Source organism: Maribacter antarcticus DSM 21422 (genome assembly GCF_000621125.1).
Classification (GTDB): domain Bacteria; phylum Bacteroidota; class Bacteroidia; order Flavobacteriales; family Flavobacteriaceae; genus Maribacter; species Maribacter antarcticus.
On sequence record NZ_JHZC01000004.1, the window covers coordinates 735,728 to 749,559 of the forward strand.

Annotated in this window: 17 protein-coding genes; 12 read left to right on the forward strand and 5 right to left on the reverse strand. The window is 37.3% G+C overall.

Translation table 11 applies throughout. The annotated features are described in order from the left end of the window. Positions 1-32: 32 nt before the first annotated feature. Positions 33-1,367, reverse strand: coding sequence for a serine hydrolase domain-containing protein (locus Q360_RS0103240; RefSeq protein WP_027075815.1), 1,335 nt, complete (start codon positions 1,365-1,367; stop codon positions 33-35). 46 nt (positions 1,368-1,413) lie between these two features. Between Q360_RS0103240 and Q360_RS26435 the strand changes: the two genes are divergently transcribed. The 3 genes from Q360_RS26435 to Q360_RS26445 all read left to right on the forward strand — a co-directional run bounded on the left by Q360_RS26435 (position 1,414) and on the right by Q360_RS26445 (position 2,174). Next, positions 1,414-1,569 carry a hypothetical protein gene (locus tag Q360_RS26435; RefSeq protein WP_245603153.1) on the forward strand — a complete coding sequence of 52 codons (156 nt, stop codon included), beginning with the start codon at positions 1,414-1,416 and terminating at the stop codon, positions 1,567-1,569. Continuing rightward, positions 1,566-1,688 (forward strand): pirin family protein, encoded by a 123-nt coding sequence (locus tag Q360_RS26440; protein ID WP_245603161.1) that lies wholly within the window; start codon positions 1,566-1,568, stop codon positions 1,686-1,688. The genes Q360_RS26435 and Q360_RS26440 overlap by 4 nt, the downstream gene beginning before the upstream one ends. Before the next feature lie 72 nt (positions 1,689-1,760). Beyond that, a complete protein-coding gene (locus tag Q360_RS26445) occupies positions 1,761-2,174 on the forward strand; it encodes a pirin family protein (RefSeq protein ID WP_245603162.1) in 414 nt (137 codons plus the stop codon). A 108-nt stretch (positions 2,175-2,282) separates the two neighbouring features. On the opposite strand, the gene Q360_RS0103250 is transcribed toward Q360_RS26445, so the two are convergent. Next, positions 2,283-2,684: a DUF2452 domain-containing protein gene (locus Q360_RS0103250; RefSeq protein WP_027075816.1), complete on the reverse strand. Its 402-nt coding sequence runs from the start codon at positions 2,682-2,684 to the stop codon at positions 2,283-2,285. Between the two features lie 174 nt (positions 2,685-2,858). Here Q360_RS0103250 and Q360_RS26450 point away from each other — a divergent pair, with 174 nt between their 5' ends. The 4 genes from Q360_RS26450 (at position 2,859) to Q360_RS0103265 (ending at position 5,476) form a co-directional block, all read left to right on the forward strand. After that, a complete protein-coding gene (locus Q360_RS26450; RefSeq protein WP_245603163.1) occupies positions 2,859-3,056 on the forward strand; it encodes a hypothetical protein in 198 nt (65 codons plus the stop codon). 33 nt (positions 3,057-3,089) lie between these two features. Then, positions 3,090-3,248: an RlpA-like double-psi beta-barrel domain-containing protein gene (locus tag Q360_RS26455; RefSeq protein WP_245603165.1), complete on the forward strand. Its 159-nt coding sequence runs from the start codon at positions 3,090-3,092 to the stop codon at positions 3,246-3,248. Between the two features lie 35 nt (positions 3,249-3,283). Continuing rightward, positions 3,284-3,943 (forward strand): peptidoglycan recognition protein family protein, encoded by a 660-nt coding sequence (locus Q360_RS0103260; protein ID WP_027075817.1) that lies wholly within the window; start codon positions 3,284-3,286, stop codon positions 3,941-3,943. A gap of 69 nt (positions 3,944-4,012) precedes the next feature. Beyond that, a complete protein-coding gene (locus Q360_RS0103265; protein WP_036194804.1) occupies positions 4,013-5,476 on the forward strand; it encodes a M14 family metallopeptidase in 1,464 nt (487 codons plus the stop codon). Positions 5,477-6,069: 593 nt separating this feature from the next. Here Q360_RS0103265 and Q360_RS27075 read toward each other — a convergent pair. The 3 genes from Q360_RS27075 to Q360_RS0103280 form a co-directional block, all read right to left on the reverse strand. Next, positions 6,070-6,243, reverse strand: coding sequence for a hypothetical protein (locus Q360_RS27075; RefSeq protein WP_316931493.1), 174 nt, complete (start codon positions 6,241-6,243; stop codon positions 6,070-6,072). Further along, positions 6,236-6,433: a hypothetical protein gene (locus Q360_RS27080; RefSeq protein ID WP_027075819.1), complete on the reverse strand. Its 198-nt coding sequence runs from the start codon at positions 6,431-6,433 to the stop codon at positions 6,236-6,238. The genes Q360_RS27075 and Q360_RS27080 overlap by 8 nt, the downstream gene beginning before the upstream one ends. A 280-nt stretch (positions 6,434-6,713) precedes the next feature. Continuing rightward, on the reverse strand, positions 6,714-7,805 hold the full coding sequence (locus tag Q360_RS0103280) for a vWA domain-containing protein (RefSeq protein ID WP_027075820.1): 1,092 nt from the start codon (positions 7,803-7,805) through the stop codon (positions 6,714-6,716). Positions 7,806-7,961: 156 nt separating this feature from the next. On the opposite strand from Q360_RS0103280, the gene Q360_RS0103285 reads away from it, so the two are divergent. The 5 genes from Q360_RS0103285 to Q360_RS26460 all read left to right on the forward strand — a co-directional run bounded on the left by Q360_RS0103285 (position 7,962) and on the right by Q360_RS26460 (position 13,691). Continuing rightward, the gene (locus Q360_RS0103285; RefSeq protein WP_027075821.1) at positions 7,962-10,136 is read left to right on the forward strand and encodes a DUF5916 domain-containing protein; all 2,175 of its coding nucleotides are present in this window, start codon (positions 7,962-7,964) and stop codon (positions 10,134-10,136) included. Between the two features lie 66 nt (positions 10,137-10,202). Beyond that, positions 10,203-11,213, forward strand: a complete 1,011-nt coding sequence (locus Q360_RS0103290; protein ID WP_027075822.1) for an XdhC family protein — start codon at positions 10,203-10,205, stop codon at positions 11,211-11,213. Continuing rightward, positions 11,210-11,827 carry a nucleotidyltransferase family protein gene (locus Q360_RS0103295; RefSeq protein ID WP_027075823.1) on the forward strand — a complete coding sequence of 206 codons (618 nt, stop codon included), beginning with the start codon at positions 11,210-11,212 and terminating at the stop codon, positions 11,825-11,827. Before Q360_RS0103290 ends, Q360_RS0103295 begins: the two co-directional genes overlap by 4 nt. A 2-nt stretch (positions 11,828-11,829) precedes the next feature. Continuing rightward, a complete protein-coding gene (locus Q360_RS0103300) occupies positions 11,830-12,930 on the forward strand; it encodes an amidohydrolase family protein (RefSeq protein ID WP_027075824.1) in 1,101 nt (366 codons plus the stop codon). 563 nt (positions 12,931-13,493) lie between these two features. Further along, positions 13,494-13,691, forward strand: a complete 198-nt coding sequence (locus Q360_RS26460) for an RNA polymerase sigma factor (protein ID WP_245603167.1) — start codon at positions 13,494-13,496, stop codon at positions 13,689-13,691. Positions 13,692-13,832 lie beyond the last annotated feature (141 nt).

A 13,832-nucleotide genomic window follows, 5' to 3' on the forward strand; every position in this document is an offset into this window, starting at 1 on the left:
ATTAGCTAAATAAATAGTGTCTCCTGATTCTCCTAGTTAACTGATGCACAAATTTCACTTAAAAATTTATTGATATCAAATTCAGGGTCTTCAGCCAGGCCGGTACGAACCACGACTAGGTCTTTTGACGGGATTACAAAAACATACTGACCTTGAAATCCGTTAGCAGAATACATATCTCTAGGCACATCCGGAAACTTACCGCCAGAATTTAACCAGAAATGCGCTCCGTACACGCCATCAGAATGTGCGGTAGGAGTTGTTATATAATCGACCCAATCTTCGGAAAACAACCGTTCTCCGTTCCACATACCTTTGTTTAGATACAAAAGCCCAAATTTTGCCCAGTCTCGTGTATTAGCCCATCCATAGGAAGACCCCACAAAATTTCCGTCCATATCCGTCTCTAATAGCATGGAGTGCATCCCTATTTTATCAATTAAATTGGTATAGGGAAAATCTAGATAGTCTTGGTGTGTTTGAAACTGGTCGCGCAGTATGCCGGACAATAGATTGCTTGTTCCAGAGGAATAATTCCATATTTCAGTAGGTATAGCAATCGATTTTTTCTTGGCTTGTACTAATGTCATATCCGAATCTAGAAATAGCATTTGTGTAACATCTGAAATCTTGGTGTAGTCCTCTTCCCAAGCCAACCCGCTCTGCATTCGCAATAAATGGTCTAGGGTGATGCCGATTTTAGTGTTTTTCATTCGTATGTCATTGGCAAAGGGTCGATAATCCATAGAGATTTTCTCTTGGTGTTCCAAAATACCATACAGCGTAGCCAAAACACTTTTGGTCATAGACCATCCTAAAATCGGGGTTTCCTTTGTAAAACCTGCACTATAGTTTTCTAATATAATTTCATTCTTGTACGCAATGAGAACCGTTCGGGTTTTCTGAGTTTCGTAATTGGCAAAAGCGTTGCTTACTGCTTGGTTAACTTGGTCATAATTAATATTCCCAAAAACGGTGTCTTTTATCCCTGCGTTTCCAAAGGGGAAAGGTCTTTTATTAAGTAATGTACTTCGTTTTGGTAGCAGTAGTTTTTGTGATTTATCGTAGTCTTTAGTAATCAATACACAACCCAAACCCTCCCGGTAAATACTTTCCCGAGGCATAAGTCCATAAACGGAACTAATTATAGAAGTGCTATTGACCGCTTCCAAACTAGCCAGTTTTACCAAAGGCATATCATTATCCTTTTCCTGAATATCGGTCAATGCTCTGTTGGCAATAAAATGGTTGGAAGCCGTGTTTTTAGCGGAATAACCAGAGATGAGATTTAGTTTAGGGTAGTTCTTCCAAGCTATAAAACCTATAAGTGCTACTATAATCGGGAGAAGGAACTTTATCTTTTTCAATGTATTTTAAATTATCATTTTTGTAAATTTAACAAAAAATGTAATCATGTCTAACATCGGATTAATCATTGAAGAACGCGGTAGGGCTATTGGCGATTTTTTAGTAGGTAGATTAATTCCGTTTCATAAGAAACGCATGATAGCTCCGTTTATATTTATCAATTACATGAGCCTACCATATTGGGTCCAAAAACCTTCATGAATGCGGACCAGCATCTACACACAGGTCTTTCTACCCTTACCTATATGTTGGAAGGAGAATTGATGCACGAGGATAGTATTGGAATGAAACAGGTGATACAACCATTGTCTATAGACTGAATGGTTGCGGGTAAAGGTGTTTACCATACGTAACGGACTCCGAAACATCTTAGGGATGGAGCTAGGTTCACGGTGTCTGGCTATCAAATTTGGGTAGTCCTACCTAAACATCTAGAAGATATTTATCCCGAATTTTGTCATATTGAAGTAAAGGATTTACCCACTTGGCAAGATGGGACTGCGAGTTGTACCTTGGTCGCAGGAAGAGGCTTTGGTAGAAAATCTCCAGTTCCTGTACGTTCACCCTTGTTTATAGTTGAATTAAAAACCAAAGAACGCTATGCCCTTAATAGCTTAGATAACCTAAAAGGAGAAATTGGTATTTGTATTGTTGAAGGGAGCATAAAAGCATGTGGTGAAATCGTAAAAAAGGAAAACATTATGGTTAGTAAAGTTACCGATACGTGCAAGACCGTTGTGGAAGCCAATACACATACATTACTTTTTGGGGGCGAACCGTTTCTAGAAGAACGGTATATCCACTGAAATTTTGTCTTCCATAACAAAGAAAAAATAGAAAAGGCCAAGGTTGAGTAGAAAGAGAAAACTTTTCCGATGATGCCAGACGATTCTAGTTACGTAGCCTTGTCAAGATTATACCTTTTCCCAAGTTCTATTTGGCCCTAATTTAAAACTGCCCAAATGGTTAAAATTACATTCATTCGGTAAAATCAAGGATAAGAAAGAACTTTCGTCCTTGGATCGATACAAATGATAGGTCTTGCCTACTATGGGTTCAAAACCAAACTTGGCACTGTAGACTAAATTGTTCAGCTCAAAATCGTTCATTAAGCGTTTATACTCCTCCTGTATCGCCTCATATTGGGCTTTAAATTGGTTATTTGCACTTACAATATTGGTATTTTTCCAAGAAGTAACATCTGGTGGTGTGATTTTTGGTGCGGCAACACTGCTAGAATAAGGCAGTAGTTTTCCGTTATAGGACTGGGTCTCCTCGTCAAAAACAATGTAATCTGGTTTTTTTTCTTTTTCCATAGCCTTGCAAAATTAATCAAAACACATGAATTTTCGAACAGAAAACGATAATAGGGGAGTGCGAAACGTTAAAACGACATGTTTTAAATAGTTTTGAAAAAAATGTATCTTTTCAACATCGGAAATATATAAATCAAAAAATTTAAAGGTCGATATATAACCTAAACGTATAGTATGCGCAACCTGTTTTTAATCACATTAGCGATTTGCTTGTGTTTTTCTTGCAAGCAATTCGTTGAACAAGAAGACCCGTATCATTGGATACCCTTAATGGTAACCGCTACTGCTTATAATTTTACCCTAGAACAAACATCCTATGAGCATTCTAAAATTATGGCGTGGGGAGATTCCATTAAGCCAGGTGTTAAGTGAATTGCAGTTTCCAGAGATCTTTTAAAAAATGGATTGAATTACAATACCTTGGTCAAAATTGATACTTTTAATGGTGTTTACATCGTAAAGGATAAAATGCATCCAAGATGGCAGAATCGGATAGACATTTATAGGGATGAAAATGTAAAAAAGGCTAAAGATTGGGGCAGAAGAAAAATAGAAATAACCTAAGGAGTAAGAAAGTGCTCTTTATATACAGTTGAAAAATGAGAATACTAGCACTGTTTGCGATTAGTGTTTTGATCCTATCGTCTTGTAAATCGGCCATACGCATTATAGATAAACCTATAGTATATGATCAGGAGCGCAAACTTTTAACGCTTGAGTATCTTGAACAGCGCTATGGTATTAAAGCCAATAGTCCTAAAATAACACCAAAAATGATTGTCTTGCATTGGACTGTTATTCCAACGCTTCAAAAATCGTTCGAGGCTTTTGAGAATGCTACGCTGCCTAATTGGAGACCTGATATAAAAACTGTCAGTGGTTTAAATGTGTCCTCTCAATTTATGGTAGATCGTGATGGTACTGTTTATAGACTTTTACCAGAAACGATTATGGCAAGGCATGTCATTGGTTTAAATCATTGTGCTATTGGCGTGGAGAATGTGGGAGGAGATATTGGGCAACCCTTAACTAAAGCCCAGTTAAAATCGAATATTTGGTTGGTGCGTTATTTGTCAAACAAATATGATATTGATTATTTGATAGGTCATTATGAATATACGTTGTTCGAAAATCATCCGCTTTGGTTAGAGAAAGATAGTGGCTACCGTACAGTAAAAACAGACCCTGGAGCCGATTTTATGGAAAAGGTAAGAAAAGCAGTCGATGATTTAAATTTCAAACTATTACCAAAATCATAGCATCATCCTAAACACGGCTTTTGATAGGATTATATTATTTTTACATCACACTACAAATTAACGACCATAATGAAATATTTAAGACTCTTTATTACTTTTTTTATTCCTTTTTTTGGAATAACTCAGTCACAGGATATAACCACTGAGTTATACGATACCTATGAGACCTATAAGGAGGAGTCCTTGAATAAAAGAAGAATAAAGCATGCTGAAATTGCTCCTTTGATTACCAAAGCTAATATAAATTCAAAATTTAAGGTCACTAAAGTGGGTACTTCTATCGCTGGAAAAAGCTTGTCTTTGATTAGTCTGGGCACAGGAGAAACGAGTGTTTTTCTTTGGTCACAAATGCACGGTGATGAGCCTACGGCAACACAGGCTATTTTTGACATATTAAATTTCTTTGATAGTGCTGATTTTAAACAAGAGAAGGAAGCTATATTGGAAAACCTTACGATTCATTTTCTTCCTATGCTAAATCCGGATGGAGCGGAATTATTTCAAAGAAGAAATTTGTTGGGTGTTGATATAAATAGGGACGCCTTGCGTTTGCAATCACCAGAAAGTCGAACATTGAAAAGGGTACGTGATAGCCTAGAGGCCGATTTCGGCTTTAATCTTCACGACCAAAGCACTTACTACAATGCAGAACGAACAGATAAACCTGCTACGATATCCTATTTAGCACCAGCCTATAATTATGAGAAGGACATTAACGAGGTTCGCGCTAACGCCATGAAGATTATTGTGTTTATGAACACTATACTGCAGCAGTATGCACCAGGACAAGTAGGTAGGTATAATGATGATTTTGAACCCAGAGCATTTGGGGATAATATTCAGAAATGGGGGACAAGTACTATTTTAATAGAATCTGGCGGATATTTAAATGATACAGAGAAACAAGAAATCAGAAAACTTAATTATGTATCCATTCTCTCCGCTATCTACACCATAGCCAAACAAAATTATACTGATATCCCCATTTCAGAATATGAAAAAATACCGGAAAACGATAGAAAGTTGTTTGATTTAAAAATCTTAGGTGCAACATACGAGCTCCTTGGAAACACCTATACAATCGACTTAGGTATTAATCAAATGGAAGTGGATTATGAAGACCATAATACCTTTTGGTATAGTAGTCGCGTTTTCGATCAGGGTGACTTATCTACTTATTACGGTTACGAAACCTTAGATGCCAGTGCTCATACTATTAAGCAGGCTAAAGTATATCCGCAGGTATTGAATGCGATGTCAGCAGCGAAAGAACTTAATCCTTTAGAAGTATTAAGGAACAGCTATGGCTACCTTAGAGTGGCCAATATTCCTGCTACAGCTTTGAATTCACCAGTTCCATTTCATATGATAGGAAAAGCCTATAAAGTTCCAGAATTGAGAATTCAACCTGGAGTAAATCCAACCTTTTTCCTAGAGAAAAATGGAGTTTTGGAATATGCAGTAATTAACGGCTTCCTAATCGATTTAAAACAAAAAACACCTATGATACCGAATGCGATGATTTATAGATAAAAATTTTGGCAACCAAATTGTAATGTCATTTGATAACCGTAGCGTACTCAGATAACCAACTTAGTAAACAAGGTAGCTTTGAGGGTAGAAAAGAGTAGTAATACTAAGTTCTTTTAAGGTGTTGAAAGCAAACTTAGGGCACTATTTCTAATAATTTCATAGAATATATCCATTATTTTCAGTTTTTAGAGCTTGTATTATTGTTTTTAGGATGTGTGTTAATTTTATGAGGAGTTATTAATAAAAAAACTAAAAAGCCGAAAAACCTACTCTATAGACCGTATAATTTTAAAACATGACATCCGGTAATTAGTATTAATTTCTCAAAATTTGTCATAAAAAAAGGGAAGCAATTGCTTCCCTTTTTTTTTAGTCTACTTACGATAAAGTCTCTAAATCCAAAAGGGCAAATAATTTGTCCAAATTAGGAAGGATAACAATTTTTGTTCTTGGCCATATTCTCTTTGGAATCGTTTTCAGCCAAAGGCAAGTAGCTACTTCTTCCAGCAGCAATTAATTGTGTTGAGTTTACATCGTACTGCTTTTGTAGCTACAGAACGATGGAGGTAGCACGCTTTAGCCTCAGGTCTCAGTCATCGATTAGTAGGCGTGTTTATGGTTCTAGCGCCAGTATGGTCTGCTACCATAACTTCCATGTTTGGTTCGGATTTAATGACCTCAGCCAATTTTCTAAGGATTTTCTCCGCTTTGTTATTTATTTTATAGTGTACGGTGTTAAACAGTAGTTCATCGGAAATGTTAAGCATCACTGCTGTTGTCAATATTCAGATCCCCAACATCGCTAAACAGCGAGTCGATTATCTTTTTTAAGGCGTTTATCTTGGAGTGGAACCCTGCAGCGCGTGCCTCTATTTTGGCGAACTTAACTTTCAGTTCTTCCTTTGCTACCTGCGTCTTGGTTAGTGTACTCTTGGTCTGAGATAAATTATCTTCCAAGGTTGCCTATTTCTTTTTGGATATACATGAAGCGAAAAGGGCTATAGAAACTTTTCCTACTATTGCTTTATTTTTCATTTTATCGTTATTTAAGATTTATATGAATGTTTTCAAACCCTTTTACTGAAACAATTGACGAACCGATGTTTTAATCTCTTGTGTTTCCTAAAAATCGCTCCGTTTTCAGCTATGAATAATTAGTTTCTAGCTAGTTGAAACGTAAATATTTGGAATAAAAAAAGAGGCCGACCGGCCTCTTTTTTAAATCGTAAGTTTTCTCCTATTCACATCCTCCAGTAAAGCCTTTGGCGTTAAATTTCGTTTGTACCGCACCTTCTCTTGTGCTTGTTTTTACTTGTATAGCTAGGTTATTTTCCCCACTACCATCCCGTTTTGGGCTGCAATATTCAAATAGGTAAAAACTGTTGGCCCTTTCAGATACCTTATCCGAAATAGCGTTAAAGGTATCTTCTAATTCCTCCTTATTAGCGGCAAATACGGTGGCTGTTTTTCCAATATCGGACAACACTTGTGTGTCTATCTCGCTACCTAAACCTATACTAAAGAAGGAAATATTTGCATTGGCTTCGTTTACTTTTTTTAGCGCTGCTGTCTCTGTAAAACGAGATGCTTGATCCGTACCATCTGTAAAAATAACAACCGCGGCTGCTCCAATATTGTCTCTGGCCGTAGTCGATTTTATAAGATCGGAGGCAATATCAGTAACTTTGATTACTGCCCCGTATAAATCGGTGGAAGGGTCGGAACTTATATCAACCGTAATACCTTCTATAGAAGCAATAAGTTCTGCCCTGGAAGAAGTGAGCTCGTTTAACAAGTGTAATTTGTCTTCACCATCAAACCAATAAATAGCCATTTGATTCGATTCCTGAGCTATTTCTGGCATCACATTAGTTACAAAACTGGCGCTTGCTATTTTTAATTCTTCAAGACTGCTGTCCAAAACACTATTACTCAAATCTAAAACCAATAAGGTGCTATTGTTGAAAACTTGAGAATTAGGCGATATACGTGCAAAGGACTCAGAGGTAGATATGGTATTGAAACAATCATCGTTCCTTCCTTGTTCGTAAATCGTAAACTGATCTGCAGTTAATCCTGGAACGGGATTGCCATTGGTATCAGAAACTTTAAAGAAAATGGACACCTTTCCAGGAGCCGTTGTAAATTGGTCTTGTATGGATAGCAATAATTCGCCGTCATCTAGACCTAAACATTCGTCTACAGGCTTACCCTCTCCAAGACCTTCGCCTAGATTCAAGTTAAAATCAATATCATCATCCGCGTTTCCACAAGAAACAAGAAGGGAAACAAGCAAAAGGGAAGTAAAAGTTCTAAAGAACGATTTCATAATCATATATTTTCTATTCAATAAAATTAACGTAGTTTCCGCTGATAAATTATCGGTAGTTTTCTTTATTGTGTTAAACAATGTTAAAGACAAGAAGCTGATTATGTTGTTTTCTATTTTGAAGTACAGTTAATACATCCATTTAATTAAAAACAGTTGAAAAAAACAGTATTATTACTTCCAATACTTTTTTTGGTTACTGGGGTATCGTCCCAAAAGAAAAATGACCAATTTAAGTTAAATATAAAACAAGCAACCGGGCCAATAGCTATAGATGGTGTAGGCGATGATGCTGCTTGGAGCGCTACCGATGTGGCTAAGGACTTTTTTATGGTGCTGCCAATGGATGATGGGCCAGCTGAAAATACTTCTGAAATACGAATGGCCTATGACGATAAGAACATCTATCTACTAGCTATTTTTTACAATGAACAAAAAGGTAAAAATTTTGTAGAATCACTTCGAAGAGATTTTGCTTTTGGAAAGAATGACAACTTTTTATTGTTCATAGATTCATTTAATAACCAGACTACGGGTTTTTCATTTGGCAGCAATGCTGCAGGTGCCCAATGGGATGGTACCATGTTCGCTGGTGGAAGAATAGACCTTAATTGGGATACCAAATGGATTTCGGAAGTTACCCGAAATGATGAAAAATGGGTTTTTGAGATGGCACTGCCGTTTAAATCGATTCGATATGAAGCTGGGGTAACAGAATGGGGTATTAATTTTAGCCGGCTTGATTTAAAATCGAGTGAAAAATCTAGCTGGACCCCAATACCTAGGCAGTTTCCTACCTCATCATTGGCCTACACCGGTACTTTGGTCTGGGATAAACCGCCACCTCCACCCGGAATCAACTATTCCATTATTCCCTATGTATTGAGTAACGTATCCGAAGACTTAGAAAATAACGAGAGTTCTGAATATGAGGTAAAAGCGGGTGGTGATGTAAAATTCAGCCTTACTTCATCTTTAAATCTTGATTTGACAATAAATCCTGATTTTTCACAAGTGGAGGTTGATAGGCAAGTCACTAATTTAGATCGTTTTGAACTATTTTTTCCTGAGCGGAGACAGTTCTTTTTGGAGAACAGTGATCTATTTGCCAATTTTGGATATGATAATATTCGTCCCTTTTTCTCTCGTAGGATAGGACTTGGGGTGCCCATACAGGCAGGGGCACGTATAAGTGGTAATTTAAACGAAAATTGGCGTGTAGGCCTATTGAACATGCAAACGGCTAGTATAAATGCATCAGGACTCCCAAGCCAGAACTTTGGCGTTCTTTCACTACAAAGAAAGGTGTTTAAACGCTCTAATATTGGTCTGATGTTCGTGAATAAACAGTCCCTTAACTATCCAACCGAAAATGATTCGGTACAAGCACTGTATCCTAAATTCAATAGAAATCTAGGCATAGAATATAATTTAGCATCATCCAACAACCTTTGGAACGGGAAGGCCTTTTTTTTAAAGTCTTTTGGCTCAGGGCAGAAAGGCAATGGCGTTACACAGGCTGCCAATATAGAGTATAACAGTAGAAAATGGAATTGGGGCTTTCAACAGGAATGGGTCGCTGAGGATTATACCGCAGAAGTGGGTTTTGTTCCTCGGACTGGGTATGTTAGTTTTGGCTCCTCCGCAGGTCATATTTTTTTTCCAAAAAAAAGTAAACTGGTAAGCCACGGACCAGTATTGAACGTTAAGTACTTTTTTAATGAATCCTTTAAACAAACCGACCGCACTAACTTTTTAGCATATAATTTCAACTTTATAAACAGGAGTAATTTATTCTTCTTTATTTCGGATGATTACGTGGAACTACTTTCACCTTTTGACCCCACAAGATTAGGTAAAGAAGAGCTGGAGACAGGTACGAAGCATAGCTGGAATGCTTTTGGTTGGGAATTTAATTCTAGACCACAGAGCCTTTTTACCTATAATTTTTCGGGTAGGCTTGGTGGGTATTACTTGGATGGTAACCGCACAAGCTTATCCACGGAGTTAGGATATCGATTTCAGCCCTATGTAAGCTTAAGCGCAAATGTGAATTATAATCATATTAATCTACCAGAACCTTGGAACAAATCGCAGTTTTGGCTGGTTGGATCTGAATTGGATATCACATTTACCAACAAAGTATTTTTTTCCAATCTCTTCCAATACAATGAGCAAACGGGGAACCTCAATGTGAATTCTAGATTCCAATGGCGCTACAGTCCTGCATCAGACCTATTCTTGGTGTATACGAACAACTATTTTATAGAGCCTTATGAAAGTCGCAACTGGGGGATTACCTTGAAATTCACGTACTGGTTGAATAAGTAAGGATTTTAAGTATAAAGTTGAGTTGAAAAAAGAAGACATCAATCAAAAATTAATAACTTGTGAACTATGACGCACGAGTTCAAAAAAGTAATAGAAGGATTTAGAACGAATAAACAAAAAGGAGTTAGTTCTGTACTAGCTACGGTTGTGGCACTGGACGGATCCTCTTACAGGCGACCAGGTGTACGTATGCTTATTTGCGAAAACGGAACCTTGATAGGAGCCGTAAGTGGCGGTTGTGTAGAGAAGGAAGTGTTATTTCAAGCAGCTAGCGTATTTCAAACCAGAGCGCCCAAAATGATGACTTACGATGGGCGGTTTCGCTTGGGCTGTGAAGGCATTCTATTTATTTTATTAGAGCCTTTTAATGTAAAAGAAAGTACGCTGCAAACCTTGCAATATGCGTTTGAAGATAGAATTGATTTTACGATACATTCTCAATACAAAAAGGAGTATGGCGTATTTGAAGGCTTAGGTTCTTATATCAGTATTAACGATTTAAATCTTCCAATACAGGCTAATTTTAAATTTAGTTCCAAAATGGAACGTTTTAAGCAAAACATGAAGCCGGTATATAAATTGGTGATTATTGGGGGTGAGCATGATGCCGTAAAACTATCCTATTTAGCAATTGGCCTTGGGTGGGAGGTAATTGTTGCAACCATACCAGAAGAAGATAAAGTTAAGGCTGACTTTCAAGGAATTCACGAACTATGGAATGCAGCGCCTAATGCGTTGCCCATAAATCAAATAGATGCCCAGACAGCGGTAGTGCTTATGACCCATAGTTATGTAAAGGATTTAAAATACTTGAAGGTTCTAAAAGATACAAACCCTATGTATTTTGGATTGTTAGGCCCTACCAAACGACGGGAGAAGTTATTTGGGGAGTATATGGAGTTATATCCCGAAGATGATTTCGAGTTTTTTGATATGATTCATGGTCCGGCCGGACTCAATATAGGTGCTGAAGCTCCTGAGGAAATTGCAGTTGCTATTCTTTCTGAAATACTGGCTGTTATTCGAAATCAGCAACCCATGATGTTACGGGACAAAAAGCAAGGAATCCACAATTGAATAGTACAGGAAACATAGCTGTTTTAATCATGGCTGCTGGGGAGTCTTCTCGTATGAAAGGCATCAAGCAGATACTACCTTGGAAAGGAAGTACCTTGTTGGTTCATACCCTGAAAACCCTATTAAGAGTTCAGAAAGAACATTTGTTTATGGTCTTGGGTGCAAATTCAGAACTCATTAAGACTGAATCAGAGCTAGCTTCTAAGCCAGTAACGCTCCTTAAAAATGAACGTTGGCAAAACGGACTTGGGAGCAGTATATCCTTTGGAATTGATTATGTGTTAAAACAGCAACATCGATTCGATGGTATATTAATATGTTTGGCAGACCAGCCTTTGCTAACTAGCGCATATTATACAGAAATGTTAGCACTATTTAAAATGAGTAGTGTGCCCATTGTAGCGACTAAATATCCAAATAAATCGGGTGTTCCTGCGATTTTCAGCAGAGAACTAGCTAGAGAATTAATACATTTAGATCAAGATTACGGAGCACGATACCTTATGTCAAAATATAAAGATAAAATGATAGTTTTGGATGCCGGCGGACAGATTGTAGATATCGACACTCCGGAAACATATACCGCACTATACCAAAAGCATAACAAGAACTAAAAATGAATAAGAATAGCTTTTTAAAAAATAGTCTTCTTGGCGCAATAATTCTCATTTTAGTTGTACCATCAGTAGTGGCACAAGAGATGAGTTTTGAGAAGTATAACCCTAGGTCAACACTGGTGGTACCTGGCAAGGAGATTACTAGTGCGAAGTTTAGGTTTATAGATATACATAGCCATCAACGAGATATGTCTGTTGAAAAACTAACAACGTTACTCAAAGACATGGAGGCTCTGAACGAAGGCATCATGGTAAACCTTAGTGGTGGTTCAGGGGCCAGTTTGAAAGAAAAGGTCGATAATATAGAAAAAAGCTTCTCTAATCGTTTTGCAGTTTTTGCAAACGTAGATTTTGAAAGGGTAGGCACGGATGATTGGGGCGTTAAAGCGGCCTTGCAATTGGAACAAGATTTCAAAAATGGAGCAAGGGGACTCAAAATATTCAAAAGTCTTGGACTACGCTATAAAGATATAAATGGAAATAGGGTCGCCATTGATGACAAACGCTTAGATCCAGTCTGGGCAAAATGCGGAGAACTTGGCATTCCTGTTCTTATTCATGCAGCTGACCCGAAGTCTTTTTGGGATGATATGGATAGTAGTAATGAAAGATGGCTCGAGTTAAAGACACGACCTAGGAGAAAAAGGTCTGCTACGAATCCTGCACCCTGGGAGCAAATCATACAAGAACAACACAATGTGTTCAAAAAGCATCCAAAAACCAATTTCATTAATGCGCATATGGGTTGGTATGCTAATAATCTGGGGAAACTTGGCGAGCTTATGAATGAAATGCCTAATATGTATGTAGGAATCGCCGCTGTTATTGCCGAACTGGGACGTCAGCCACAAAACGCCAGAGCATTTTTTATAAGATACCAAGACCGAATCCTATTTGGTAAGGATAGCTGGAAACCAGAAGAATTTTCGACCTATTTCAGGGTGTTAGAGAGTAATGACGAGTACTTTCCCTACTATAAAAAGTACCATGCATTTTGGTCTATGTATGGCTTAAACCTACCCGATGAGGTACTCAAGAAAGTATACTATAAAAACGCACTTAGATTAGTACCAGGTCTTGATGCTTCGCTTTTCGAATAACTGGGTTAGTCACTTTTTTTATGGAGTGGCCTAGTATCTATAAATTTTTCCACATCCTGAAAAATACCACACGAGATTTCTGGTTTTATAAGAGACTGGGTCTTTTTTTTTTTGGTCAATGCTTCTATTTCTTGATTTAGGAATTGCATAAGATAAATTTAGCAGTATAACGTACTATATTTAAGCATGTTGTACGCAAATATTGAAATCAGTTTAGATTTTATGTGATTTTTGTATCCACAGTGACACATATTAAGAAAATCAAAGTATCTAGTGACCAGTGAGACAGAATTCATAAAATGAATACAAGAGCATCAAAGCTTGCTTATAAAGGTTGCCTCCGTATACACGAATACGACATTAGATAGAGAAGATCTTTTTCAGGAAATTGTGCATCAGTTGTGAAACTGTTTTGATTCCTTTAGCCGAGAATCAAAAATTATGACTTGGATGTACCGTGTAGGTATGAACACTGCCATTAGCTATCTAAAACAAATCAAAAAAAACCTTCACTAGCTCCTTTATCGGAAGTTTTTGTAATACGAGCGGATAAAGAGGATAACATGTATGAAGAACCTTTGGCACTGTTACATACCTACATTCAGAATTTAAATACGTTAGAAAAGGGACTTATGCTTCTGGTACTGGAAGGGAAAAGTTATGTCGAAATAGCAGAGATAACGGAATTATCAGCTTCTAAGGTGGGGACTAGAATCTCCCGAATTAAAAAAAAATTAAAAGATAATATTATAAAAAACTAGGATTATGGAACTGGAAGAACTGCAACTCGCTTGGACCCAGATGGGCAAGGAACTAGAGACACAAAAGAAACTTACAAACAACATAATAATGGAGATGACACGTACCAAATATAAAAATAAGTTTAAAAAAATTAGTATGTA

Coding starts and splice junctions, on each gene's coding strand:
- Q360_RS26435 (WP_245603153.1), top strand. CDS start 1,414: ATGTCTAACATCGGATTAATCATTGAAGAACGCGGTAGGGCTATTGGC.
- Q360_RS26440 (WP_245603161.1), top strand. CDS start 1,566: ATGAATGCGGACCAGCATCTACACACAGGTCTTTCTACCCTTACCTAT.
- Q360_RS0103250 (WP_027075816.1), bottom strand. CDS start 2,684: ATGGAAAAAGAAAAAAAACCAGATTACATTGTTTTTGACGAGGAGACC.
- Q360_RS26450 (WP_245603163.1), top strand. CDS start 2,859: ATGCGCAACCTGTTTTTAATCACATTAGCGATTTGCTTGTGTTTTTCT.
- Q360_RS0103260 (WP_027075817.1), top strand. CDS start 3,284: ATGAGAATACTAGCACTGTTTGCGATTAGTGTTTTGATCCTATCGTCT.
- Q360_RS0103265 (WP_036194804.1), top strand. CDS start 4,013: ATGAAATATTTAAGACTCTTTATTACTTTTTTTATTCCTTTTTTTGGA.
- Q360_RS27075 (WP_316931493.1), bottom strand. CDS start 6,243: ATGCTTAACATTTCCGATGAACTACTGTTTAACACCGTACACTATAAA.
- Q360_RS0103280 (WP_027075820.1), bottom strand. CDS start 7,805: ATGAAATCGTTCTTTAGAACTTTTACTTCCCTTTTGCTTGTTTCCCTT.
- Q360_RS0103290 (WP_027075822.1), top strand. CDS start 10,203: ATGACGCACGAGTTCAAAAAAGTAATAGAAGGATTTAGAACGAATAAA.
- Q360_RS0103300 (WP_027075824.1), top strand. CDS start 11,830: ATGAATAAGAATAGCTTTTTAAAAAATAGTCTTCTTGGCGCAATAATT.
- Q360_RS26460 (WP_245603167.1), top strand. CDS start 13,494: ATGTATGAAGAACCTTTGGCACTGTTACATACCTACATTCAGAATTTA.